This is a genomic window from Virgibacillus sp. M23, from assembly GCF_034190895.1.
GTDB lineage: Bacteria > Bacillota > Bacilli > Bacillales > Amphibacillaceae > Virgibacillus > Virgibacillus salarius.
Genome location: NZ_JAWDHA010000003.1, coordinates 39,886 through 65,774, shown reverse-complemented (window position 1 = coordinate 65,774; position 25,889 = coordinate 39,886). Strand labels below are relative to the sequence as shown.

Sequence of the window (25,889 nt, the reverse complement as noted above, 5' to 3'; positions counted from 1 at the left end):
AATACAAATGTGACTTTCTCCGCTTTACGTAAAAGTTCCATTAAGAACGAAAAGCGGATTTTTATATTGTAGAACAAAAGCAGATGGTATAGATGTAACCTATTCCAATTGACTTCTATTATCCCTTCTGCTAGATTATAGGTAATTCATATACGTAACGAAAAGGAATGTTACCTTTAGTGGGCATAACCTGACGAATAAGGAGCACCATTGCTGTGTCCCTTGCATTCGTCAGGTTTTTTTATTGCCGTTATGAAAATATGGAACGTAAAGGAGCAGAGATAATGGAAAATTATACATTTCCAGATGGGTTCTTATGGGGTGGCGCAATTGCAGCAAACCAAGCTGAAGGGGCTTATCAAACAGATAATAAGGGCTTAACCATTGTTGATTTATTGCCGACAGGAGATAGTCGTCGCGCAATCATGAAGGGGGATGTTCCTTCCTTACAACCATTGGCTGGCGAGTTCTATCCGGCTCATGAGGCGATTGATTTTTATCATAATTATAAAGAGGATATTGCTTTATTTGCAGAAATGGGCTTTAAAGCACTACGTGTGTCAATTGCTTGGACACGGATCTTTCCAACTGGAGAAGATGCAACACCAAATGAAGCAGGATTAGCATTCTATGATTCGTTATTCGATGAGCTACGAAAGCATGATATAGAGCCAGTCGTAACGCTTGCACACTTTGATGTGCCTGTTCACTTAATTGATACGTATGGAAGCTGGCACTCTCGTGAGCTTGTGAGCCTATTCGAACGCTATGCAAAAACGGTGTTCGAACGTTACCAAGACAAGGTGACATATTGGATGACCTTTAATGAAATAAACATGCTGCTTCACCTTCCATTTCTCGGTGCTGGACTGGTCTTCGCTGAAGGAGATAATCAAAAACAAATTCAATATCAAGCAGCCCATCATCAATTAGTGGCTAGTGCCTTAGCAGTAAAAGCATGTCATGAAATCATTCCAGATGCACAAATTGGCTGTATGCTAGCAGCAGGGATGTTCTATCCATACAGTTGTAATCCAGAAGATGTAAAGCTGGCGATGGATAAGGATCGTGAATCCTTCTTCTTTATCGATGTACAAGCACGTGGGGAATATCCAGGCTATGCAAACCGCTTCTTCAACGAAAATAACATTCACATTGCGATGGAGCCTGGAGATCTTGAAATCCTCAAGAATCATACAGTCGATTACATCGGATTTAGCTATTATTCCAGTAGAACGATCAGCTCTGACAAAGAAGTGATGAAAAAGGCGACAAGTGGGAACGTATTCGGTTCAGCAGTGAACCCTTATGTATCTAAATCAGAATGGGGCTGGACGATTGACCCAGTTGGATTTCGCATCACCGCAAATCAATTGTATGATCGCTATCAAAAACCGTTGTTCGTAGTAGAAAATGGCTTAGGTGCTATTGACCAAGTAACTGAGGCTGGAACGATTGAAGATGATTACCGTATTGCATATTTACGTAGACACATTGCCGAAATGGCTGAAGCGATCGAAGATGGCGTACCAATTATTGGTTATACAAGCTGGGGGCCTATCGATATTGTCAGTGCCTCTTCCGGAGAAATGAAAAAGCGATATGGCTATATTTATGTCGATCGCGACAATGAAGGAAATGGTACTGGTAAGCGAATCAAAAAGAAGAGCTTTGACTGGTATAAACGCGTTATTTCATCTAATGGTCAGCAACTTGATTAGCATTTTAACGAATAAGAACTTTGGTATGCTCTTTCTTTTATGAAAGCGTTGACGTATGAAAAGAAATAGGCTTATAATACTAGTAAGTTATGAATAACTATAGATATGATGATTAGGGTTGTAACTGGTCAGCAGGCAAAACCTAAGTCACCTTTTATAGACCTGTATTAGGTTTATTTCAAAGTGGCTTAGGTTCTTTTACTTTTCACGAACGTTGTATGTGAAGGAAGGATAGCGAATGAAGATTCATAAAGTACTAAATAACAATGTTGTCAGTGCATTTGATGAAGAGGGCATGGAATTGGTTGTCATGGGAAGAGGGCTAGCATTTCAAAAGAAAGCTGGTCAAGAAATCGAAGCGGATAAAATTGAAAAGGTGTTCACCTTAAAGGATCAGCAAACCTTTGATAACTTTAAGCTATTGCTACGAGAAATTCCGGCTGAGCTCATGTCTGAGGTTGAGCTGATCATTAAGGATGCTAAGGAAGCCTTGAATACAGAGCTCAATGAAAAAATTTATTTATCCCTTCCAGACCATATTCATTTTTCTATCGAGCGTTATCAGCAAGGGATTACCATACGAAATGATATTCTTTGGGAAATTAAGCAGTTGTATAAGGATGAATTTGCGGTTGGAAAAAGAGCAGTAGCACGCATTAATCAACGGTTTGATGTCGAGCTGCCCGAGGATGAGGCAGCGTTTATCGCCATTCATATTATTGAAGCAAATATGAATGAGGACACAGAAAATACGTTTAACACGACGAAGTTTATTCAACAGATTATCAATATCGTCAAATATCATTTTAATGTGGAGTTCAATGAAGATTCGTTGAACTACGGACGCTTTATTACACACCTCAAATATTTTGCCCAACGTGTATTTAATGGTTCTCATTATAAAAATGATGATGATTACTTATATATCATGATTAAGCAAAAGCATAAAGAAGCATCCAAATGCACCGAGAAGATTAAAAGCTATATTAAAAGGCAATATAATCACGAGCTGACAAATGAAGAAATGCTTTATTTAACGATTCATATCGAACGTGTCGTGAACCGTTAAAATCCAGATGGATAGCCCTGTCATCATGAAATATCTTAACAAATAAATCATAAAAGCGATTAGGATTGTTACTGATTAAGCAGGCAAAACCTAAGTCATGGAAGAGGAACACGAGTATGTTCTAGCTCTTCTATTGGCTTAGGTTTTTTTCATACTCTTTTCGCTCAAACGCCTAGAGGAGGTTTACTATGGATAACCAAGCATTAGCTAAAGAAATTATACATCATGTGGGCGGCGAGGATAATGTACAATCACTTGTTCATTGTGCTACGCGTCTACGCTTTACCTTACAGGATCCTTCGAAGCCTAATAAGGACAAATTAGAAAATACAGAGGGTATTATTACAGTGAAGGAGAGCGGTGGACAATTCCAAGTGGTTATAGGAAACACCGTGCCCGAAGTGTACCAAGCAATTGGTGCGATTTCTAATATTCTAGAAGATGATAAAAAAACGACAGATGCTTCCACTAATGAATCAAAGGGGAATATTGTCGGACGTGTCGTAGATGTCATTTCTAGTATTTTTGCACCATTGTTAGGCGTAATGGCTGGAGCAGGTATTTTGAAGGGGCTACTATTAATTGCTGATAACCTAAATTGGTTAGACCCAGCCGGAAGCACCTACACGATTTTATATGCAGCTTCAGATAGCTTATTTTATTTCCTACCACTACTATTAGCGGTAACCACCGCACGTAAATTTGGTGCGAATGTTTTTACCGCATTGACAGTAGCTGGCGCACTTGTCTATCCAACCATTGTAGAATTAGAAGCACAGGATGCTGCTATCGATTTCTTCGGCATTCCTGTCGTGATGATGCCTTATTCATCAACGGTTATACCGATTATTCTATCTGTAATTATGATGAGTTATGTAGAAAAGCTCTCGAATCGCTATATTCACCAAAGCGTGAAAAACTTTTTAACACCGTTAATCTCTTTAGTCGTACTGGTGCCAATTACCTTAATTGTCTTCGGACCAATCGGTGTATCGATTGGTAATGGGATTGCCGACGCACTACTTGCTGGATTTAATTTTAGCCCATTACTTGCAGGAGCAGCATTAGGGGCTGGCTGGCAGCTATTCGTTATCTTTGGGGTGCACTGGGGACTTGTTCCTGTCTTTATCAATAACATCGCTGTTTACGGACAGGATGGAATTAAACCAGCAGCTACCGCTTCGGTATTCGCTCAAACTGGAGCAGCCTTTGGGGTATTCTTAAAAACGAAAAACAAAAAATTAAAAGCACTTTCCGGTTCAGCCACGATTACCGCATTATTCGGGATTACCGAGCCTGCGGTTTACGGAGTAACCTTACGATTGAAGAAACCCTTTATCGCCGGCATTATCGGTGGGGCCGTTGGTGGGGCAATTATCGGATACGGTGGTACACAAGCATTTGCCTCCGGTGCACCAGGGTTATTAACCCTACCGATCTTCTTCGGGCCAGGTGGCGAAGGATTTTTCGCCTTAATTCTTGGAATTACCGCTTCCTTCATAATCTCTGCCGTGCTAACCTATATGCTAGGCTTTGATGATCCAGTGGAAGAAACTGTTGAGGAAGCAAACACAGCTATAAAAGACGATAATATAGAATCGGTAGATGAGCAAATTTTTAGCCCATTGGAAGGAGAGGCAATTGCATTGACCAATGTAGCTGATCCTACCTTCGCTTCAGAGGCAATGGGTCAAGGGATTGCGATTAAGCCTCAGACAGGTCGGGTTGTTTCTCCAGTTAATGGAACCATCTCCGTTGCCTTTAAAACCAAGCATGCGATTGGTATCGTTTCGGAGAATGGTGCTGAACTATTGATCCACGTTGGTATAGATACCGTACAGTTAGATGGGCAGTACTTCACTTCTCACATCCAACAGGGAGATGTAGTGAACATTGGTGATGTTTTAGTAGAATTTGATATAAATAAAATCAAGGAGGCCGGTTATGATGTAACCACTCCAATCATTGTCACCAACTCTAACCAATACAGTACAGTCGATGCTACAGCTGAAAATCAAGTAAAAGAAAAAGATTCGATCCTGACACTTGTTGCAAAGGACTAAACAAATAAAACCCTCTATTGTAATAAACTAACCTAGTAATATGAGACAAGAAAACGCACCTATACTGCCTTTGCCCTGAATGGAACAGGGGGAAGGCAGTTTAGTTTTGAAAAAGGCCGTATATAGTTGTATATCGTACAGTACAATTCTATTTTTTCTAGTACAATAGTATTTGTAAGACACACCCTTTGGAAGGATACAATGATGGTATTATCAAAGCAACTCCCTTTCCGGGACATGCTTACGTAGTATAATCCGGTTGAATCTCCAGTAACTGGAGAACGTAAAATAAGATATTGGAGGTGAGTCATGTGCATGCAAACAGCGGCATGGATTTTCAGAAGGTTTTAGATTCTAAAGCTGTGACGGATACGTTTTCCATTGGGCAAGTGGCGAAAATGATTGGAACTAAGGTCAGAACCGTCCGTTATTACGATGAAATTGGGTTAATAAAGCCTACGAGCCATACGGATGGTGGACATCGATTATATACGGCAGAAGATATATGGCGTTTAGAGTTAACGATTACCTTGCGCTATCTTGATTTTAGTATTGATGAAATAAGCCAGCTCATTTCTGGGGAATTGCCGGTTGAAAAGGCACTCGATTGGCAGATCGAATCGCTTTCGACACAGGCTAGCGCACTCACCAATATGATTGCGATTTTACGTCAGGCGAAGCAGCACCAAGGGGATTCACTGCGTTATGTTTACGACCTCGTTCATGAAAAAGAATTAACTATCGAGAAACGAAAACAGTTCATTTCTGAGAAGGTGGAAACCTTGAACATTTTTGCAGAGATTCCTTCAGAATGGAAGGAGCCAATGTTATATTTTTTCAATAAATATATTGTCAATCAAGCGAGGGTAACAGCAAAACAAACAGCCGCTTGGAATGAGCTTCAGGAGCTGATAAACGATCCCCAATTTATCAAGGAACTGAATAATATTGAGTTTTTCTTCTTACATACAGGTTATAAACCTCGTTACAGTGTAGCCACATGGATGAAAAAGCTTGAGAATATACAATATCGATTGAATCATGCGGTGGATAAAAAACATGCTGCCGACAGTCCTTATGTACAGGCCATTGTCGAGGATATGATTATGCTTTATGTCAATACAGAGCAAGCATTTAATAAGGAAGATTTTATCCGTTCTTTTGCAGAATATGTTCAGCAAACGAGGGCGCCACTGCTCGAACGCTGCAATACACTATGTTCCATTATAAGTCCTTCATTTCATTTGCTTGCAAAAGGTAATCTCGTACTTTATCAGAGCTTACAGCTAAAGCTAGAGCAACTGTCAGATCAATCATGCGAACAGCCTGAAGGCTAACGTCCCCTGGCTGTTCACCTGTACCATTTAGCCTTTTTCCAGCTCAAACGCCGGGTGTTCCCCCATATTTTGCTCCAATAGCTTAAATGGCTGCTGCTTTAAATAATGATCGAAGAAATCCTGCGTGTAATCGTTAATGAGCCGATGAGCCTTTCGGGCATCAACCCCCTCCAGTTTTTCATATATTGGTGAAAACAGATATAAATCAGAGAAGCCCATATGCTTCATGTCTTTTATTTTCATCCAGTAATTTCCACCTACAGCCACATGTTTATACCGCGGTAACGTTTCCTCTATAATTTGGACAGACACTGTATCTGCGGTGTTTTTCACCTCTATGGAGTCATCGGCACTCATCATCATAAAGGGCTTTTTCATCCCTTCTGCTGGAATCCGTTGTTTTCCATATAAAATGCCATCCATATTAATTGCAGCCTTTATTCTAGAATCCGACATTAGCATCTGTGCACTTGTCGCCCCTCCAAAAGAGTGGCCAAACATCCCTACATTGCTCATATCCATGCGACCCGTAAAACGACGATCCGGATCATTATTGGCTAGCTTCTCTACTTGATCCAGCACAAACTTGGCATCTGCTACCCAGCCTTCATTCGCTTTATCCAAGTAAGCGATTGATTCGGTATCTTGTGGCACAAAGTTTGCAACACGACCATCAGCAAAAACAGATGCTGTACTACTGTACGTATGATCTATGCCCACCACTATATATCCATGACTCACTAAATGCTCGATCTGAAAAGTATTCTGATTCTTATGCCCACTAAATCCATGCGAGAAAATAAGAACCGGATAAGATGGCTCCCGATTGGAAATCGCCGCGTTCTCAATGGCATGTGTTTTAACATAAGCGAACGTCGTAAACAACAGTTTCGGCATATTCAGAAGCTTACTATACCCCTCCACAAACACATCTGGGTTAGAAAAATAGAGCTCTGTTTCTCCTTCTGCTTGAGCATCTGCAGGATACCAGATCTGCACCATTAACTCTCGCTTGTCACCCGGATCTGGCGTGAAGGTTTCATCCCGCGCCTGATCCTTCCAGTCGTAGGTAACGGTGCCGATTTTGTACGGACCTGTCGGCTCCTCAAAGGTGAAGACCGGAAGTATAAGCGGCAGCGCAACGGCCACGGAAGAATAGATTACAGCTAACGTTATCAGTGCTATTCGTTTTACGCGGGATGCTTTTGTCACCACTCGCTCAGCAGACTGTTCGGATTTGAACAGCAATCTACCGGCTACAGCCACTAACGGAACTACTGTCATAACATAAGCCGGAATCATCTGCCAGCGCCAGCCTTCAATAACTCCATGTATCAGTATTAGAATGGTGGAAACACCGAAACCAATAAGCAACCAAGGCACAGGCTTTTTCTTGGCAACTAGAATCCAACCGATCAGCAAAAGGTTGAAGACAATAACGACTATCTCAAAAAATCTCATATGCATAGAACCTCCTCGTTTACGTTAGCTTCTAGCTTCAAATGCTAGCTGCTTGCTAATATAAACAATACATTATCCAGTAGGTGGAGATTCAAGGACTATTTTATTCATTCAATCACTGCAACTTAACGGAAAGGCGAAGTTGGTGAATGGCGAATTTCTTCTCTAGATATTCTGTACGAGGCTCTTTAAGGAAGTATTGACTTTATTTTTTAATGATTGCTTAAAAGAAGTACATGGTATAGGCGTTAATAATATAGGTGACCTCTGAGCGGGCAGTGGATACATTGCTTTCCTTACTCATGATTAAGTTTAAAGTTAGGATATGTTCAGATTAATTTGTGATTCATTATAATCATATCCTTTAATAGCCCTTTGCGTAAGTCACTCCAATTATATTAATCTTAAGTCTTCTTTTAGAATAATTACTTTCATTCTTGTTTTTGTCGCCTTTGAAAGCGAGTAACTTTTTCACGATTTCCGCATATTCTCATTGAACACCATTTTCGCCTTCCACGAGTATCGATAAACAATAAAACGCAACTTGGATTCGCACAACGATGTATAGAGGATAATTTATTGCTTGTATAAAGTTTAATAGCATCCAGTGCTACTAGCGAAATTAAAACATTAGATGGTTGTCCAATGGGGACAGGTATTAACTCATTATTTTCTACCTTATAAGTGAATGGTGCCTTTTCAATAACTGTTTCCAGATAATTAATCCACCCTTCAGAAAGATCTTCTCCATCGGCTAAACTTTCATATCCCTTACGCAAAAATGAGCGAATCTCTCTTAAGATTGGTAAGACCTGACTAGACCACTCTTGTACATTATCTGAAATTTGTTTAGTTAGAAGAATATTCTCCTCTAGTAAAGTATTCACCCAATTAATTACATCTTCTGATTTTGTCAACAAATCATATCGGGTTCCATTCCGAACCACTTCTGTATTTACCAAATCCAAAGATAGATAACCAGAAATTAGTGGGAAGTTACTTTCACTAACCATTATAATCCCTCATTTCTATAATTATTTTAATATTAACCTATTGTAGCATACTTGACAGGTTAATTATAATTGTATATTGTATTAACCATTAAAATATAAATTTAATGGTTAATACATTTATAGGAGGAGATTTTTTGCAACATTCTTTTATGGGTAATCGAGTAATTCTGATTACATTTATCACACTTATGGGAGCATTTGGTCTAAACCTGACAGCAGGGCAATTTTTTGCTCCACTGAATAACACCTACGGATGGGACTTAACAACACTTAGTTTAGCAGTGTCTCTCAATATGATAACTTGGGGGATTTTCCAACCGATTATGGGGAAATGGATTGATAGGTTTGGTCCTAAGTCAGTAATTGCTAGTAGTGCAGCGTTAATGGGAATTGCATTTTTGCTATCTGCAACAATCACTGAAGTATGGCAATTCTTTATTTATTATGGGGTTTTTACCGCAATTGGTTTTGCAGGCTGTGGTTCTATGGCCAACTCAGTATTAGTATCAAGATGGTTTGTGAAGAAACGGGCTAAAATGCTTTCAAGAAGTTCAATGGGAATGAACATTGGTCAACTTTTACTATTACCTTTAACTGGTTATCTAATTGCTAACACTGGTTTCCGCTCTGCATTTGTGGTACTTGGAATGATTATTCTGGTTGTAGTCGTTCCTTTAGTTTTATTTGCAGTTAAAAATAATCCAGAAGATGTTGGTCAATTGCCAGATGGAGATTCTACGGCAATATTTTCACCACCTCAGAGTGCAAAATTGTCAGAGGCATTAAGAAGTGGACAGTTTTGGATTGCAAGCCTAGGATTTGCTTCTTGTGGTTTTACACTATACTTAGTAACCATGCATCTTCCAAATTTCGCAGTTGATCTAGGGGGGGATACCTCACTTGGGGGGCAATTACTTGGTATTGCTGCTTTTGCGAGTGCAGTTTCAATGTTTGTAACAGGACAATTAACTCGTAATTTTGGAAAGAAAAATTTGTTGATTATGCTTTATATTATTCGCCTGATAGCATTTATTTGGCTAGCAATATCACCAGGGATATGGCAGTTATATGTATTTTCAATTGTTTATGGAGTTTCATCAATGCCAATCATTCCACTAGTTACGGGGATTATTGGTGATCGATTTGGTAAAAATGCAATGGGAAGTATTCTAGGGTTTAGTTGGCTTCTTCACCAAATATTTGCTGCATTAGGTGTATTCCTTGGTGGGTACCTTCGAGCAATAAGTGGAGATTACTCTTATGCATTTGGAATGGGTGGCTTAATATTAGCAATCGGTGCAGTAATTACATTTTTTATGGAAAAAGATAATGTCTATTTGCAAACCAAAACTATTAAAGCACAGTAAAATTAAAGGAAGGGAAGTTATTTAATGAATAGTTATCCTATAAAACAGTTACATTTTGCGCGAAAGAGCACAATTAATTACATTAAAGATATAAATGAAAGTAAATTAGAAATTATACCTTTGGGGCTAAATAATAATATTAAATGGAATTTAGGACACATGTACACTGTAATGGATAAATTTTGTTTCCATCTCATTGGTGAAAATTCAAGACTCCCAGACAATTTTGATCAACTATTTGCTCCCGGGACTTCACCTAAGGAATGGCGAATAAATACTCCAAAAAAGGATGAATTGACCCATTTATTAAGTGAACAAATAAGCAAAGTTGATTCTTTATTATATGGCCGAATGGATGAAAAAATTGAGCAACCATATACTACATCTACTGGACTTGAATTAAGATCAGTCGGAGAGTTAATTAGTTTTTGCCTATATCATGAAGGAATGCATTTTGGGGCGATTAAAAATATAACTAGTTTAATCGACAACATAAAACCTAAGAAATAAAGATAGCATAATTGGGTATTAAGAATAAAAATTACCTTTCCGTTTCTATACTTATTTGATGCCTTCATGTTACTCGAAAAATTTTCTGATTGGCACATTATTATATCAATAGCAATTAACGACCAAAAGACATCATAATTAATAAAGGGGCTCTATGCAAATAGGCCCTTCCTTGTAATTTACAATTCATTTAGCCACTCCTTATGAATCACAATTTCCACCCTTTGTTTTACCACTATTTGTGATACGGTTTACCGTGGTAAATAAGAGGAAAAAAATAAGCATTGATATTAACCTCCCAATGCTTATTTTCATATTTACAGGTAAGAAGCGTTGTTGGAGTAAAAAAACGCTTACTATCCTTATCTTAGAATTTTACTAATCCCTCTGTTTGTTATCTATTCTTTCTAAACGAAGTTCATGAAGCGTTTTTATTTGTCCTTCTGGAATAATCCATTCATATACACTCATTGCACTCCAGCCTGTTACAACTTTTCCCCATTGATTATACGACATTATACTCTCATTAAATGAAACCGTTTTTTCATCTACTACAGTTGCATCTGAATTATCTTGATTTTTAATAGATACTTTTTGATTTGGTGATAGTATCTCCCACTCAAATAGTTCCTTCATTCTAGGCAGATATCTTTTTTTACTTATTCGATTTGAATTATCCCTTTTAATACTACTATTAGATTCTGCCAAATCTACATAGAAATCTTCATTCCTCTGTACTGGCAATATCTTAGTAAAATCAATAAAAAGTTGATCTGCAAATTTGAGTGGTTCAATTGTAAAACAAGAGATATCAACATGATTGTTACTCAACCATGCACACGCAGATAAAGTTTGATCATCAAACTGTGAAGCTACTAAAATGATTCTCTGCTTTTTGTTAAATATTCCTTTTGATTCGTTACTTTCCAAGAATGTATTCAAATTACGCTGAGCCTGTTCTACGGCAGTTAGTCCTTGTTGTGAGATCTCTCTTTTTTTCTCAATGTATGGTGCATAAATTTTATTTACCAGCGTTTCCACATTATTTATCTTTGCAAGAGTTGCTGCGTATCTGATCGCCTGAAACTCAAAAGGCTCTTTTCGAGATTTAATGTCATCCAGATCACGTTTTATTTCGATTAACACAAGATTTCCATTTTCATCAACAGCTATTAAATCTGTGCGTCCACTACTTATATCACGAACTTGTTGTCCGACTAATAATAAATTTTCATCATCTTCTACTAACAATTCTAGATTAGAAGCTAAAAATTCCTCTAATTGAGCTTCTCTTAAACCTATATCTTTAAATGTAGTTTTCTCAACCTCAGAATTTGGAATATTCAACGTATTATTTTGTAATTCTAAAGGATAGAACATTCTAATCAGCCCTTTCACTATACTAACCAAATCGATGTAATTGTAGAATTACTTGTATCGTTCGTTACGTTATGTATACATTTCTCTAATTATTTTATTTGCCGCTTATATTATCGTCACGTTGATTAGACAATTTAAACGCGTTCTATGCGCTTAATTTTCTTTTCCATCCATACTAATTAAAATTATACTAGAATAATCTTACACTTGAAAACTTCTCTAACTCCTAGTAAACTATTCAAGTGTTCACTAAAAATAAATCGTACACTGTATAACCTCAAGAATATGGCTTGGGGGTCTCTACCAGGAACCATAAAATCCTGATTACAGAAAATGAGTCTATCATTTTTTGTGATCAGGATTTTTTTGTTTCCTAAGTAACTATCTATGAGAAAGGACGAAAAACAGAATATGAATATAAAAGTTTTTATATTAGCATTATCCACTGTTGCGGTTGGACTTGTTGAACTGATCGTTGGTGGAATACTTCCTACGATTGCAGAGGATTTAAATACCTCTCTTAGCTCTGCTGGACAGTTTATTACCGTTTTCGCACTTATTTATGCAGTTTTTGGTCCAGTATTACTTGTTCTAACAAGTAAATTGGAGCGTAAAAAAGTATACCTTATTTCCTTAGGTATCTTTTTCATCAGTAATATCATGACGTATTTCAGCCCTGATTTTACATTTATGATGATTGCAAGGGTTTTAAGTGCGATGAGTACAGCACTGATTGTAGTACTATCGTTAACGATTGCTGCCAAGATTGTTGCACCAGAACACCGAGCAAAGGCGCTTGGACTTATCTATATGGGGATTAGTTCATCCCTTGTCATGGGTGTGCCATTAGGAATACTCATTTCCCATAACTTCGGATGGCGTGTGATTTTCCTTGGCATTGCCATCTTATCTATTATTTCGTTTGTGCTTATTTCTATCTTCTTAGAACAAATTCCAGGTGGAAAAGCAGTTCCGCTCAAACAACAGTTAAAAGCTGTTGCTAGCTTGAAGATTGGAAGTGCCCATTTGGCAACGGTATTTATGCTAGCAGGGCATTATACGCTGTATGCATACTTCACACCATTTTTAGAGACTGAGCTCCATATGAATGCGTATTGGATAAGTATTTGTTATCTATTATTTGGTATTGCAGCAGTAAGCGGAGGAGCATTTGGAGGGTACCTATCTGATTCGGTTGGTCCGCAGAAAAGTATCATTTTCGTAATCACGACCTTTGCTGCGATGCTATTCTTATTACCATTAACGACCTTCTCCCTTGTTCTATTCATCCCCGTGATGATGATTTGGGGAGCACTGAGCTGGAGTCTATCTCCACCACAACAAAGCTATTTGATTGATACAGATCCGGAAACATCCGACATTCAGCAAAGCTTCAATAACTCAGCACTGCAAATCGGCATTTCTATCGGATCCGCATCTGGGGGACTCGTATTAAATCAAACTGGAACAGTTACCAATGCAGCTTACTTCGGTGGCGCACTTGTGATTGTATCCTTACTGTTTGCTGCTTTTTCTATAACAAGTAAGAAGAAGGATGAAGAAGGAGCAATGGTTGGTGATACGGTGAGTGATCGAGGGTAATGGTAGGGTTAAGCTAATCTTTATTAGAAAGACCATTTAGTCATCGTTTTCCATAGCATCTAGATTTAAAATAAAAGAAACCAAACGTTAGTATTACATTTTGGTTTCTTTTATAGATATAGTATTTTAAATAAATCCAATTGTTCTTTACCTTGGATTATTAGGGGACAATTCAGAGTCAGCATATTCTAATCCACCGGAACTACTGAGTTAATAAAGAACAAATGAAGGTAGGTATCACTTTCCATTCCTCACTAGGCTTCCTATTAAAACCTTCCTTGATCCAAACAAACACGAATGCTTTCTTCTAAAATAGCTTTCTCTTAAACCATTGTATAGAGCGATCTGTTCAAGGAAGATAAAATAAGCTCCATTAGAACAGAAAGAAACTAGGTAGAATAGCTAGAAAAACGCGAAGCTTTGACAAAAATAGAAAGCAAACATTATATCCATAAAAAATGTTTGCTTTCTAGATATTTAATTCGCTAATACAAGTGGAGAAAAAACAATATAAGATGCTACTACAATAACCAGTATTAAAATACCTACCCACTTAGAATGTTTCCAAGGAGTAATATCAACTTTGTTTTTATATTTATCAAATTGAAAGTCCTCTTGATCCGGCTTCAACTGGCTATAGAAATATAGGATACCTAAGTCTAATAGGAACAAAACGCTCCAGACATATAAATAATGTACATCAGGAATCACTACCTTTGAAAGCGCATAAACAATAATGTGAAATATTAATGCAACTTTCGCCCCAGTAGCAGATGTTTTTCTAGAAAAGAAACCAACTAGAATGATAGCTAAAAGTGGCATACTGTATAATCCATTGAACTCTTGGATTACTGCATATAATCCCTGTGGGAAAAGTGAAATAAAAGGTGCTATCAAAACAACTATTATCCCAATTACAACCGTTAGAATTCTTCCTGCTTTTGCTATTTGATGGTTTGTTGCCTGCTTATTAATAACCGGCTTGTAGAAGTCTAAACTGAATAAAGTAACAGTAGCATTTAGTGCCCCTACAAAAGAGCTAATAATCGCTCCAAATATTACTGCCCCAAAAAATCCGGCAGCCCAATTAGGTAACACTTCTGCTACTAATGCAGGATAAGCAAGGTCCATTTGCATTCCTTCACCAAACATATTGTAAGCTAAAATACCAGGAATAACTAAGAATAACATGCCTGTAATTTTAAAGAAACCAACGAACATTGCCCCTTTTTGTGCTTCCTTTAAGTTTTTAGCTGCAAGTGCTTTTTGCACAATCATTTGGTTTGTACACCAGAAATACAAATTATTAAATAGCATTCCTAAAAATAAAGTTGGCCATGGTACGATAGATGAATCTAGAGCTCCCCATGCATTTAGTTTTTCAGGGGAACTATTTAAAAATATATCTAAACCACGGAAAAAGCTATTTTCCCCTAAAGCAATAACTGCTAAAACTGCAATTGTCAATCCGCCAAGAAGGAGACCAATTCCATACAGCGTATCACTATGTGCTATAAGTGAAAGTCCCCCTACAAACAGATACGTAACACCTACCAAGCCAATAACTGTAGAAATAATGACAACTGCAGTTATGTTACTAACACCAAGATGCTCTTCAATCCCAAACAAATCATTAAAAATTAATGCACCGGAATATAATACAACTGGCATAAAACTTACTACATAAGTAACTATAAAGAGGATGGAAACTATTCTTTTTGTAAACGTATCATAGCGAATCTCAATAAAATCTGAAATCGTATTTACACCATATTTAAAATATTTCGGCAAGAAAACCCAAGCTAGCATAACAATGGCTACAGAAGCTGTTACCTCCCATGCCATAACTTCCATACCAGCTACATAACTTTGACCATTTTGACCTACTAATTGTTCAGTAGAAAGATTTGTCATAATAATAGTCATACCAACAGTTGTTCCGACGAGAGAACGACCACCTAGAAAATACCCCTCTGAATCTTTTTTATCTATGCTTCTACTGCGATAATAAGCATATAAGTAAATGAACGCCAATACTAACACAAAACTAAAAATACTAAATAGATTCAACTCTTTCCCCCCTAACAAATGATTTATTCAGATATTTCTTAATATTTAACGTCTACTAATTTATTTTCATTGAACGATTTTTGACAGGCTAAAGCCACTTCTGTTCCTCGTAATCCATCAAGACTTGTTACTTCCGGTGGCTTATTTTCACGAATACAACGTACAAAATCTTTTATTTCATTCTCATATGCTCGTGCAAATCGCTCAGGAAAATGTTGTGAGGACGGGCGAACTGTACCATGCTCGTTAAATACTGTCACTTTATTCTTTTCAGGTGCTGCGGCAACTCGAATCATTCCCTTAGTCCCAATGATTTCTGTCTCTACATGGTACCCATGTGAAGCGGTACGACCCGCCACAAGTAAAGCGGTTACATTATTCTCTAATTTCATAGTCACCGTTCCCATATCTAACTCATTCACTTCACTCAATTCAGGAGCAGCTTTATTATTACCGGTAGCCCAAACGGTTGAAATTTCCGAATTAGTTAACCATCTAATTACATCAATATCATGAACACTCATATCTAGAAATAACCCACCACTAGGACTCTTTTTTGCAAAGTTTACAAAACTATCTAATTCTTGAATTGGGTCAATACTATATGAACGAATTAGTGAGATATCTCCAATTCCTCCATTATCTATCAATTCTTTAGCGTATAAATAGTCTTCGTCATACCTTCTCATAAACCCTAAATGAAAAATACGATCATGTTTCTCAATAACTTTAATCGTATTTTTAATATCTTCTACATCTAAACCAATTGGCTTCTCACAAAATATATGTAAATTTTTTGCTAATGCTAATCTTATATGTTCTGTATGGAATCCAGACGGGGTTACAATACAAACTGCATCTAATTCTGGATTTTCCAGCATATCCTCATAGCTTGTGTAAGTATAAGGAACCTTATATTTCTCTTTCACTTTTTTGTTTATTTTCTCATCTAGATTAGAGATTGCTGTTAATTCTATTCCTTTCATGTTATATATATTTTCTGCATGAATTAAACCCAACCTTCCCAATCCAGCTACACCTATTTTAAGCGTTTCCATTTTATTTCCTCCTATAATAATTTTAGTTAAATGTTATTATTAGTTATATCTTTGTTATATATTAGTACAACATGTAATAATTAGTCAAGTATTAGTTAAATATTGGTCAATTATTTGTTATTTTTTGTGATATAATTGAATTATAGTAGAATTACTTTCATACTATACAAATTACCTTCCATAAAAGAACCTGAGATAAAACACAACTTCTTTACTCAAAACACGAATAATCATGTTATCACGCCGCACCGTGAAAATATACTCGCTTTCCGCGGGGCACGGCCTCAGCTAACTTGGTAAAGAAAAAACCTTTACCAAGTGGATCTTCGGACTCGTGCTGTTCCCGCAGGAGTCTCGCCTATTTCAGGTGCTAAATGAATGATTATAATCAAAAAAACGAACGATAATTAATTTTGAATAATTATCGTTCGTTTTTACTGTTTCTTCATTCTTTTATCTCAGCCTCTTCTACATCATAAGCTTTATACTTTTTCTGCCATTTTCAAGTGAAGCTCTGCTAATTCTTGTGCCATATCACAAATTATTTGAGCATTTGTCACATGATCCATCGCATGTATTAAAAAAACATTGATATCAGCTTGCTGCTCTCTAGAATTTAACTGAAGTAACTCCGTTTGTTTATTATGTGCATTTATCAAATGCTTTTTTGCATAAGAAATCGCCTCTTCATATCCTGTGATATCTCTTCCCTTTGCAAACTCCAATGCATTATAAGCGAATGTCTTTACTTGTGAAGCTTCCATAATTAAAGGCATGAATACTTGCACATCAATTAACATCCTTATAACTCACTCATTTGCTCATAAATGCTGTAGACATTCATTGTATTATAGTCACTTACAGAGATTTTAACCACTTTAGCATCTGTCGATTCGATGTATTTATCAGCTACATGATGAACTTGTGGACCCAATAATACAACATCAACTTTATTCTGTTTCAGATAGTCTAACCCTTCTTCCATACTTTTGGATTGAATATCATAATCCTCCCCCTTTTCCTTAGCAAGATCCTCTAATTTTTTTACTAATAAACTCGTAGTTATTCCAGCTTCACAGACTACAATTACTTTATCCAAAATTATCATCACTCCTGTAATTTATTATTTTTATTCACACAGATCTTAAGCATACAAAACGTGATATTTATTGTAAGAGCTTACTAATTTGTTATCTTAAGCTAAGTCAACATTTCACTATACACTAATATGACTGGGGTATAAAACGCTATATTGATTATGCTCACTGTGTTTAATGTATTCTATCGGTGGTTCTTGATTTGTTATTAAATAATCAATTTCACTAAAATCACAATAGGTAGTTAATGCATATTTATCAAATTTTGTATGGTCAACAAGTATAAATACTTGCTCACTTTTCTGAATCACCTTTGCTTTTACTTGTGTCTCTAAAGGCGAAGAGTTTGTTATCCCCTTATCTAAAGAAATACCGGTGGAAGCCATAAAAGCTTTATTAAAATTATACTTTTGAATTACTTCTGCACTTTCTGTTCCAACATATGACCTTGTAGATCGTTCGAAAACACCACCAGTTGAATAAATATGTAAATTCGGATATGCACTGGCATCCAATGTGAAATCTAAATTATTGGTTACAATGGTAATATTTTTATGTTTAATAAATTCTAGCATCTCTACAGTAGTTGTACCAGAATCAATAAAAATAATATCTCCCTCTTCAACAAATTCTGCTGCTAATTTAGCAAGTTGTTGTTTTTCATTAAATTGCTTTATTTTACGATCTTGATAAGGAACTGTTAAAGGTTTTGCTATTGAAACTCCACCGTATACCTTCACTAGTTTTTCTCCATCAACAAGTTCTTGTATATCTCGCCTAATTGTATTTTTTGATACATCAAATCGTTCCACTAACTCATCAAGTGATACGGACTCTTTCTCTTTCACAAATTCGAGTATGGCATTTACTCGTTGTGCTTTTAACATACTAAGTGCTCCCTTCTTTATTCTTTCATCTTCCACAATGCTAAGATAAGTTCGTGCAATCATATTCATGTTAACTATATATTAACTTTTTAATAATTTATGCACAAATCAAATCATTTTCACCAATGAATAAAACATCGTAATTCAATCCCCCTGGTATTTACTTCCTTTCCAATAAGCTTTTAATCATAGTCTTCACCATTTACTTCTATTACTACCTACTAAGTCAGCAATCCTACTTTAAACTTATTTCTTCTTATTACAAATCCGTTTACATTTATAAAGATAGTCTTATTCTACATTATATAATCCGAGAGTTCCAAGTCATATTTAATGAATCAAATGCACGAAAACTACTATACCCATAGACAACCAAACTTAAAACTTATACACATAATTTATCTAACTTTATATAAAGTTTTGGTAATATTGTTGTTAACTTTTTGTATTTTATGTGCTATAATCTTAGACAAGAAAAGAGGTGATCAACATCAAATCTAAGCGCATCGCTAAATTGGAAGAATATATTACCCATAAGCAACAAGCTTCCTACGATGAACTCGTTGATAAGTTCGCTGTTTCTAAAAATACAATTCGTAATGATGTACAAGAATTAATAAAATCTGGAAAAATCATAAAAGTCCACGGTGGTGCAGCTGTAAAAAATCCTGTACAAGAAAAATCACAAAATAATGAAGTAACAAAACCTTTAACTTCCTTCACCTACCGGAAAGAAACAAATCTAGCAGGAAAGCAACGAATTGCACAACAAGCTGCTACATATGTTCAAGAAGGTGACATTATTTTTATAGACACAGGTACAACGGTATTGGAAATGATAGAACATATTCAAGAAAAAACGATTACAATTGTCACTAATAATATTGACATTATTCTGAGAACGATTCCTTTTGAGAATCTTACCGTTTATAGTCTCGGAGGATTGCTCGATCGAAGATCTCAATCTTTCACAACCCTTCAGGCACAGGAAATTATTAAAAAATACAATATCAACAAAGCTTTTTTAGCTGCAACTGCCATTTCTATTAAAAATGGTATTACAAGTTCAATTCCTGAGGAAACAGAGTTAAAATCCTATATTGCTAAACAAATTGATCAGAAGTTTTTATTAGTTGATCACCAAAAATTTGATAAAGTCGCCCTCACTACTTATTGCGACTTAAATCAATTGGATTATCTCATTACTGATCGATTACCAAATAACAAGTATGTCGAATATTGTACGAATAATAAAGTTGAGCTAGTGACTGCAAATCCGAATAAAGGAGTAAAGAAATGCCTTTAGTAAAAATTGATTTAATAAAAGGTAAAAAGCCTGAAGAAATCAAACAGATTATGGATGTAACGCATCATGTTTTATTGAAAACGTTTCAAGTTCCTGAGGGAGATCGCTATCAAATCGTTACTCAACATGAACCATATGAAATGATACTAGAAGATACTGGATTAGGATTTAGTAGAAGTAGTAATGTACTTTTGTTTACTGTAATCAGCACGCAAAGAACCGATAAAATGAAGCAAGACTTTTATCGGATTTTGACTGACAAATTAAAGTCTGAGTGCCAGATTGATTCGAAGGATGTAATGATAACGTTTGTTACAAACGGAGCTGGAGAATGGAGCTTTGGCTTTGGAAAAGCCCAATTCTTAACAGGTGATCTCTAGAGATTTATGAAGGCGCTATCTATCTTTCAGATTGCTAGTATTAGAAGTTGTAAGAATAAAGAGGAGGATATCAAATGTCTAAAAAACTTAGAAACTTTATTAACGGTGAGTGGGTCGAAAGTAAAACTGATAACTATGAAAATGTTTATAATCCAGCTACAAAAGAGGTATTAGCTCAGGTACCAATCTCTACTTCTGTAGATTTCGAAGATGCCGTACAATCCGCTCAGGCAGCTCAAGATAAATGGAAAAAGGTATCTGTAGCAAAACGCGCTCGTATCTTATTTAAATATCAAAACCTATTAGAGGAACATAAAGAAGAATTAGCTAAATTAATTACACAAGAAAACGGAAAGAGCGTTAGTGAAGCATTAGGTGAAGTTGGACGTGGTATTGAAAACGTAGAATTTGCTGCTGGTGCGCCAACCCTAATGATGGGTGATTCACTTGCAACAATCGCAACAGATGTAGAAGCTACAAACTATCGTTATCCTGTAGGGGTTGTCGGCGGGATTGCTCCATTTAACTTCCCAATGATGGTTCCATGCTGGATGTTCCCAATGGCAATCGCTTTAGGTAACTCCTTCATCTTAAAACCATCTGAAAAGACACCTATTCTTGCAGCTAGACTTGCAGAATTATTAGATGAAGCTGGTCTTCCGAAGGGTGTATTCAGCATTGTTAATGGTGCACATGATGTGGTTAATGGTATTTTAGATCACCCTGCTGTGAAAGCAGTATCCTTCGTAGGTTCTAAGCCTGTTGGAGAATATGTATACAAACGCGGAAGTGAAAACTTAAAACGCGTTCAGGCATTAACTGGTGCGAAAAACCACTCTACTGTACTAGCAGATGCTGACTTAGACTTAGCAACTAAAGAAGTAATTAGCGCAGCATTCGGTTCAGCTGGAGAGCGTTGCATGGCTTGCGCCGTTGTAACAGTAGAAGATTCTGTTGCAGATGAATTTATCGCTAAATTAAAAGAAGCTGCTGACAACATTAAAATGGGTAATGGCCTGGATGAAGGCATCTTCTTAGGACCAGTTATTCGCGATGAAGCAAAACAACGTACACTTGGCTACATCGAAAAAGGTATTGAAGAAGGAGCTACATTAATTCGTGACGGCCGCGATGAACAATTAGAAGACGGTTACTTTGTTGGACCAACTATTTTTGACGGGGTAACTCAAGATATGTCCATCTGGAAAGATGAAATTTTTGCTCCCGTACTATCTATTGTACGTGTGAAAAACTTGAAAGAAGCTGTTGAATTCGCTAACCAATCTGAATTCGCTAACGGTGCTTGCCTATTCACTACAAGCGCGTTATCCGTACGCTACTTCCGTGAAAATATCGATGCAGGGATGTTAGGAATCAACTTAGGTGTGCCGGCTCCAATGGCATTCTTCCCATTCTCTGGATGGAAGTCTTCCTTCTATGGTACATTGCATGCTAATGGCAAAGACAGCGTAGATTTCTATACGCGTAAGAAGGTAGTAACAGCTCGTTATCTTGAACCTGATTTTTCATAAAAAGAGAATACCAGCTTTCCAGTATTAACATGAGGTTAGGGCTTGTTATCCCACTACCCCGGCCTCAGCCCATATTGAAAGGAGTCCGTTATGAGTCATTTACTAAGAAAACCTGAAAATAATAAACTAGCAGACGGCGTGACGCTTGTTCATGAAGTGACAGAGAAAAATTCCGATCTTCATTATGTCGGTTTTAAAGTTGTTGATTTAGAACCTCATACTAGCTATGATGAAAAGCTGACTAATTTAGAACTTTGCGTTGTGGCACTGACAGGAAAAATCACTGTCACAGATGGATATCAAAGCTTCTCGGAAATCGGTACGCGTGACAGTGTATTTGAACGAAAACCAACGGACAGTGTTTATATTTCCCACAATAAAACAGCTACGATTACAGCCGTTACAAAAGCTCGTGTAGCACTATGCTTTGCCCCATCCGATAAAGAGCTGCCGACAAAGCTGATTAAAGCTGAGGATAATGGGGTAGAGCATCGAGGCAAGTATCATAACAAACGTCAGGTACACAACATTTTGCCAGACTCTGACCCTTCTGCAAACAGCTTGCTTGTTGTAGAAGTATTTACAGAAACAGCTAACTGGTCAAGCTATCCCCCGCATAAGCATGATCAGGATAATCTCCCGGAAGAGTCCTTCTTGGAAGAAAGCTATTATCATGAGATGGACCCTCCACAAGGATTTGTTTTCCAACGTGTGTACACAGAGGATCGTTCTTTAGATGAAACAATGGCTGTAGAAAACGCAAATGTTGTCCTTGTTCCGAAAGGCTATCATCCAGTCGGCGTTCCAGATGGCTATGCTTCCTACTATTTAAATGTCATGGCGGGGCCAGAACGTATTTGGAAATTTCATAACGAAAAAGACCACGAATGGATTATTGATAGAGATTAAAAACCAAAAGCGGAAAGCGCTTGGAGCTGGACATGGCTATACCAGAATGAAAATGAAATCATGCCATAGTTTAGTTTTTCTGGATTAATAGATTTTGAATCGTCCCTCCCTCTTTCTATTTTTATAAAATAGGACGCGGACGGTTCCTCTATGAAAATTCACAATTTAAGGAGCGAAAATCATGTCACTCACATTTAACCAGGATAGAGAATTCGATATTATCGCGATTGGCCGTGCAGCTATTGACTTAAATGCAAACGAATACAACCGTCCAATGGAAGAAACAATGACGTTTACAAAATACGTTGGCGGTTCACCTGCTAATATAGCTATCGGCAGCTCAAAATTAGGACTGAAAGCTGGATTTATCGGAAAAATTTCACAGGATCAGCATGGCAACTTTATCAAGCAATATATGCAGGATAAAGGAATTGATACTTCCAATATCGTTTTTGATACCGATGGACATAAATCCGGACTTACGTTTACAGAAATTCTAAGTCCAGAAGAATGTAGCATCTTAATGTATCGTGATAAAGTAGCAGACCTTTATTTAGATTCTACAGAAGTAAATGAAGATTATATTAAAAAAGCAAAAATGCTTCTTGTTTCTGGCACTGCACTTGCACAAAGCCCTTCTCGTGAAGCGGTATTGCAAGCCATTCAATACGCTAAAAAGAATGATGTAAAAGTCATATTTGAATTAGACTACCGACCATATACATGGAAATCAACTGAAGAAACAGCTATTTACTATTCTCTTGTTGCTGAGCAATCCGATGTCGTTATCGGTACACGTGACGAATACGATGTAATGGAAAAGCTTAATTCTACAGGTGATAACGAAAAAACGGTTCATCACTTATTCCAGCATCATACTGAGCTTGTTGTTATCAAGCATGGTGTTGATGGTTCTTATGCATACGAGCCAGATGGAACAGTTCACCGCGGTCAAGCATACAAAACAAAGGTATTAAAAACATTTGGTGCCGGAGATTCCTATGCATCTGCATTCCTTTATGCGCTTATCAAAGGAAAAGACTATGAAACTGCTTTGAAATTTGGCAGTGCTTCTGCTTCTATCGTAGTCAGCAAGCATAGCTCTTCCGAAGCAATGCCGACTGTAGAAGAAATTGAACAGCTTATTCGCGAGCGTTCTTAAACTTCAAGAGAAAGGAAGGTTGAACAAATGAGTAAAAGAATCCGTCTAACAACTGCACAAGCGCTAGTAAAATTTTTAAACCAACAATTTATTTCTATAGATGGTATTGAAACACCTTTTGTTGAAGGTATTTTCCACATTTATGGACATGGAAATGTTTTAGGTTTAGGAGAAGCTCTTGAAAATAATCCAGGTCATCTAAAAAGCTATCAAGGAAAGAATGAACAAGGGATGGCTCATGCAGCAGTTGCTTTTTCCAAACAGCATCTCCGCCAAAAGATTTTTGGCGTTTCTGCATCCGCAGGTCCAGGTTCAGCGAATATGTTAACTGCAGCAGGAACTGCTTTCGCAAATAATATCCCGGTATTATTCTTACCGGCAGATACGTTTGCAACAAGACAGCCAGACCCTGTTCTACAGCAATTAGAGCATGAGCATAGTACAGATATAACCACCAACGAAGCATTCAAAGCCGTTTCAAAATATTGGGACCGTATTAATCGACCAGAACAACTAATGAGCGCGTTGTTACGAGCGTTTGAAGTATTAACTAATCCAGCAACAACCGGACCTGTAACCATTTGTTTGCCTCAAGATATTGAAGCAATGGCTTATGATTATCCGACTAGCTTTTTTAATAAACGGGTTCACTATGTAGATCGCAAATTGCCGACGCAACGGGAATTAGATGGAGCAATATCCTCCATTACTCAAAGTAAACGTCCAGTTCTATTAGTTGGTGGCGGTGCTAAGTATTCACAAGCGAGAGATGAATTAATAGAGCTTTCCGAAAAAGCGAATATTCCAATTGTAGAAACACACGCTGGAAAATCAACCGTTGCGTTTACTCACAATAATAATCTTGGTGGAAATGGTATTTTAGGTACTTCTGCTGCGAATAAAGCGGTAATGAATGCTGATTTAATTATCGGAATCGGTACGAGGTATTCAGATTTCACGACTTCATCAAAAACATTGTTTGACTTTGATAATACAACATTTTTAAATATCAATGTAAATCGAGGACAAGCATATAAATTTGATGGTTTTCAAGTTGTAGCTGATGCCAAAGCAACACTGCAATTAATTAACAAACATATTGGTGACTATCAATCAAGCTACGCTGAAGAAATGAATGCATTAAGACTTGAGTGGGAGAAGGAACGCAATCGCTTAGCTGGAATCGAATTCAATCGAGATAATTTCACACCAGAAATTTCGGAGCATTTCAGTCAAGAGATTTTAAATGCGTATGCAGATGCTCTAAAAACAGAACTAACACAAACAGCCGCATTGATTAAAATCAACGATATAGTCGATGACGACGCAATTGTTGTATCTTCAGCAGGCTCCCTTCCAGGTGATATGCAGCGTCTTTGGAATGCTAATGTGACGAATACGTTCCATTTAGAGTATGGCTATTCTTGTATGGGTTACGAAATTGCCGGAGCTTTAGGAGCTAAATTAGCGAACCCTGACAAGGAATCGTATGCTGTTGTTGGAGATGGTAGCTTCTTAATGCTTCATTCTGAAATTGTGACAGCACTTCAATATGATAAAAAAATCAACCTTTTGCTATTCAATAATTCTGGATTTGGCTGTATCAATAATTTGCAAATGGATCACGGAAATGGAAGTACAGGAACAGAATTCCGTAATTTGCATAACGAAATCATGAATATTGATTACAGTAAAATTGGCGAGGGATATGGTTTGAAAACCTATTCTGTAAATAATTTGGAAGATTTAACTACAGCTATGGAAGACGCAAAAAGGCAAAGTGTATCTACATTAATTGAAATAAAAGTGCTGCCAAAAACAATGACAGATGGTTACGATGGCAGTTGGTGGAATGTAGGTGTAGCTGAAGTTTCAGAAAGAGAAAGCGTACAAAGAGCTTACGCAAAAACACAGCAAGTTCGCGATAATGCAAGACAATATTAATCGAAGTTGGACGTGATGATC

The 25,889-nt window shown here is 37.1% G+C and carries 21 protein-coding genes and 1 riboswitch; of the genes, 13 read left to right on the top strand and 8 right to left on the bottom strand.

What is annotated here, in order from left to right:
- Positions 1-284: 284 nt before the first annotated feature.
- From ascB to RVS70_RS01885, 4 genes are all read left to right on the top strand, one after another.
- Positions 285-1,721 carry a 6-phospho-beta-glucosidase gene (gene ascB / locus RVS70_RS01900; RefSeq protein WP_321132444.1) on the top strand — a complete coding sequence of 479 codons (1,437 nt, stop codon included), beginning with the start codon at positions 285-287 and terminating at the stop codon, positions 1,719-1,721.
- Between the two features lie 238 nt (positions 1,722-1,959).
- Positions 1,960-2,790, top strand: coding sequence for a BglG family transcription antiterminator LicT (gene licT / locus RVS70_RS01895; protein WP_026682372.1), 831 nt, complete (start codon positions 1,960-1,962; stop codon positions 2,788-2,790).
- A 188-nt stretch (positions 2,791-2,978) separates the two neighbouring features.
- Positions 2,979-4,853, top strand: coding sequence for a beta-glucoside-specific PTS transporter subunit IIABC (locus tag RVS70_RS01890; protein ID WP_166529969.1), 1,875 nt, complete (start codon positions 2,979-2,981; stop codon positions 4,851-4,853).
- Positions 4,854-5,164: 311 nt separating this feature from the next.
- Positions 5,165-6,190 (top strand): MerR family transcriptional regulator, encoded by a 1,026-nt coding sequence (locus RVS70_RS01885; protein ID WP_026682374.1) that lies wholly within the window; start codon positions 5,165-5,167, stop codon positions 6,188-6,190.
- A gap of 27 nt (positions 6,191-6,217) precedes the next feature.
- Here RVS70_RS01885 and RVS70_RS01880 read toward each other — a convergent pair whose 3' ends face one another.
- Positions 6,218-7,651, bottom strand: a complete 1,434-nt coding sequence (locus RVS70_RS01880; RefSeq protein WP_026682375.1) for an alpha/beta hydrolase family protein — start codon at positions 7,649-7,651, stop codon at positions 6,218-6,220.
- A 431-nt stretch (positions 7,652-8,082) separates the two neighbouring features.
- The gene (locus tag RVS70_RS01875; protein ID WP_026682376.1) at positions 8,083-8,664 is read right to left on the bottom strand and encodes a CGNR zinc finger domain-containing protein; all 582 of its coding nucleotides are present in this window, start codon (positions 8,662-8,664) and stop codon (positions 8,083-8,085) included.
- Between the two features lie 134 nt (positions 8,665-8,798).
- Between RVS70_RS01875 and RVS70_RS01870 the strand changes: the two genes are divergently transcribed.
- The gene (locus tag RVS70_RS01870; RefSeq protein WP_321132443.1) at positions 8,799-10,031 is read left to right on the top strand and encodes an MFS transporter; all 1,233 of its coding nucleotides are present in this window, start codon (positions 8,799-8,801) and stop codon (positions 10,029-10,031) included.
- Positions 10,032-10,055: 24 nt separating this feature from the next.
- Positions 10,056-10,541 (top strand): DinB family protein, encoded by a 486-nt coding sequence (locus RVS70_RS01865; protein ID WP_321132442.1) that lies wholly within the window; start codon positions 10,056-10,058, stop codon positions 10,539-10,541.
- A gap of 378 nt (positions 10,542-10,919) precedes the next feature.
- Here the strand turns inward: RVS70_RS01865 and RVS70_RS01860 are convergent, their stop codons facing one another.
- Complete coding sequence (locus tag RVS70_RS01860; RefSeq protein ID WP_321132441.1) at positions 10,920-11,921, bottom strand: hypothetical protein; 1,002 nt, start codon at positions 11,919-11,921, stop codon at positions 10,920-10,922.
- 247 nt (positions 11,922-12,168) lie between these two features.
- A riboswitch (purine riboswitch) is annotated at positions 12,169-12,268 on the top strand.
- Between the two features lie 64 nt (positions 12,269-12,332).
- On the opposite strand from RVS70_RS01860, the gene RVS70_RS01855 reads away from it, so the two are divergent.
- Complete coding sequence (locus RVS70_RS01855; RefSeq protein ID WP_321132440.1) at positions 12,333-13,523, top strand: MFS transporter; 1,191 nt, start codon at positions 12,333-12,335, stop codon at positions 13,521-13,523.
- A 477-nt stretch (positions 13,524-14,000) separates the two neighbouring features.
- Here RVS70_RS01855 and RVS70_RS01850 read toward each other — a convergent pair whose 3' ends face one another.
- From RVS70_RS01850 to RVS70_RS01830, 5 genes are all read right to left on the bottom strand, one after another.
- Complete coding sequence (locus RVS70_RS01850; protein ID WP_321132439.1) at positions 14,001-15,593, bottom strand: solute:sodium symporter family transporter; 1,593 nt, start codon at positions 15,591-15,593, stop codon at positions 14,001-14,003.
- 38 nt (positions 15,594-15,631) lie between these two features.
- The gene (locus RVS70_RS01845) at positions 15,632-16,651 is read right to left on the bottom strand and encodes a Gfo/Idh/MocA family oxidoreductase (RefSeq protein ID WP_321132438.1); all 1,020 of its coding nucleotides are present in this window, start codon (positions 16,649-16,651) and stop codon (positions 15,632-15,634) included.
- Positions 16,652-17,133: 482 nt separating this feature from the next.
- Positions 17,134-17,439 (bottom strand): PTS lactose/cellobiose transporter subunit IIA, encoded by a 306-nt coding sequence (locus RVS70_RS01840; RefSeq protein ID WP_281949871.1) that lies wholly within the window; start codon positions 17,437-17,439, stop codon positions 17,134-17,136.
- Between the two features lie 14 nt (positions 17,440-17,453).
- On the bottom strand, positions 17,454-17,750 hold the full coding sequence (locus RVS70_RS01835; RefSeq protein WP_051388394.1) for a PTS sugar transporter subunit IIB: 297 nt from the start codon (positions 17,748-17,750) through the stop codon (positions 17,454-17,456).
- A gap of 117 nt (positions 17,751-17,867) precedes the next feature.
- Positions 17,868-18,635: a DeoR/GlpR family DNA-binding transcription regulator gene (locus RVS70_RS01830; RefSeq protein WP_281949870.1), complete on the bottom strand. Its 768-nt coding sequence runs from the start codon at positions 18,633-18,635 to the stop codon at positions 17,868-17,870.
- Positions 18,636-19,116: 481 nt separating this feature from the next.
- On the opposite strand from RVS70_RS01830, the gene RVS70_RS01825 reads away from it, so the two are divergent.
- The 6 genes from RVS70_RS01825 to iolD all read left to right on the top strand — a co-directional run bounded on the left by RVS70_RS01825 (position 19,117) and on the right by iolD (position 25,868).
- On the top strand, positions 19,117-19,941 hold the full coding sequence (locus RVS70_RS01825) for a DeoR/GlpR family DNA-binding transcription regulator (protein WP_228088937.1): 825 nt from the start codon (positions 19,117-19,119) through the stop codon (positions 19,939-19,941).
- Positions 19,932-20,321 carry a tautomerase family protein gene (locus tag RVS70_RS01820; protein WP_026682279.1) on the top strand — a complete coding sequence of 130 codons (390 nt, stop codon included), beginning with the start codon at positions 19,932-19,934 and terminating at the stop codon, positions 20,319-20,321. Before RVS70_RS01825 ends, RVS70_RS01820 begins: the two co-directional genes overlap by 10 nt.
- A 74-nt stretch (positions 20,322-20,395) precedes the next feature.
- The gene (locus RVS70_RS01815; RefSeq protein ID WP_281949869.1) at positions 20,396-21,853 is read left to right on the top strand and encodes a CoA-acylating methylmalonate-semialdehyde dehydrogenase; all 1,458 of its coding nucleotides are present in this window, start codon (positions 20,396-20,398) and stop codon (positions 21,851-21,853) included.
- Between the two features lie 90 nt (positions 21,854-21,943).
- Positions 21,944-22,762 (top strand): 5-deoxy-glucuronate isomerase, encoded by an 819-nt coding sequence (gene iolB, locus RVS70_RS01810; protein ID WP_026682281.1) that lies wholly within the window; start codon positions 21,944-21,946, stop codon positions 22,760-22,762.
- A gap of 181 nt (positions 22,763-22,943) precedes the next feature.
- Positions 22,944-23,924 (top strand): 5-dehydro-2-deoxygluconokinase, encoded by a 981-nt coding sequence (iolC, locus tag RVS70_RS01805; protein WP_321132437.1) that lies wholly within the window; start codon positions 22,944-22,946, stop codon positions 23,922-23,924.
- 27 nt (positions 23,925-23,951) lie between these two features.
- Positions 23,952-25,868, top strand: a complete 1,917-nt coding sequence (gene iolD / locus RVS70_RS01800; protein ID WP_321132436.1) for a 3D-(3,5/4)-trihydroxycyclohexane-1,2-dione acylhydrolase (decyclizing) — start codon at positions 23,952-23,954, stop codon at positions 25,866-25,868.
- Positions 25,869-25,889 lie beyond the last annotated feature (21 nt).

Bases quoted from the DNA above. Each gene is read 5' to 3' on its own strand.
- ascB (WP_321132444.1), top strand. From the start codon at position 285: ATGGAAAATTATACATTTCCAGATGGGTTCTTATGGGGTGGCGCAATT.
- licT (WP_026682372.1), top strand. From the start codon at position 1,960: ATGAAGATTCATAAAGTACTAAATAACAATGTTGTCAGTGCATTTGAT.
- RVS70_RS01890 (WP_166529969.1), top strand. From the start codon at position 2,979: ATGGATAACCAAGCATTAGCTAAAGAAATTATACATCATGTGGGCGGC.
- RVS70_RS01880 (WP_026682375.1), bottom strand. From the start codon at position 7,651: ATGAGATTTTTTGAGATAGTCGTTATTGTCTTCAACCTTTTGCTGATC.
- RVS70_RS01875 (WP_026682376.1), bottom strand. From the start codon at position 8,664: ATGGTTAGTGAAAGTAACTTCCCACTAATTTCTGGTTATCTATCTTTG.
- RVS70_RS01865 (WP_321132442.1), top strand. From the start codon at position 10,056: ATGAATAGTTATCCTATAAAACAGTTACATTTTGCGCGAAAGAGCACA.
- RVS70_RS01860 (WP_321132441.1), bottom strand. From the start codon at position 11,921: ATGTTCTATCCTTTAGAATTACAAAATAATACGTTGAATATTCCAAAT.
- RVS70_RS01855 (WP_321132440.1), top strand. From the start codon at position 12,333: ATGAATATAAAAGTTTTTATATTAGCATTATCCACTGTTGCGGTTGGA.
- RVS70_RS01845 (WP_321132438.1), bottom strand. From the start codon at position 16,651: ATGGAAACGCTTAAAATAGGTGTAGCTGGATTGGGAAGGTTGGGTTTA.
- RVS70_RS01830 (WP_281949870.1), bottom strand. From the start codon at position 18,635: ATGTTAAAAGCACAACGAGTAAATGCCATACTCGAATTTGTGAAAGAG.
- RVS70_RS01820 (WP_026682279.1), top strand. From the start codon at position 19,932: ATGCCTTTAGTAAAAATTGATTTAATAAAAGGTAAAAAGCCTGAAGAA.
- RVS70_RS01815 (WP_281949869.1), top strand. From the start codon at position 20,396: ATGTCTAAAAAACTTAGAAACTTTATTAACGGTGAGTGGGTCGAAAGT.
- iolB (WP_026682281.1), top strand. From the start codon at position 21,944: ATGAGTCATTTACTAAGAAAACCTGAAAATAATAAACTAGCAGACGGC.
- iolC (WP_321132437.1), top strand. From the start codon at position 22,944: ATGTCACTCACATTTAACCAGGATAGAGAATTCGATATTATCGCGATT.
- iolD (WP_321132436.1), top strand. From the start codon at position 23,952: ATGAGTAAAAGAATCCGTCTAACAACTGCACAAGCGCTAGTAAAATTT.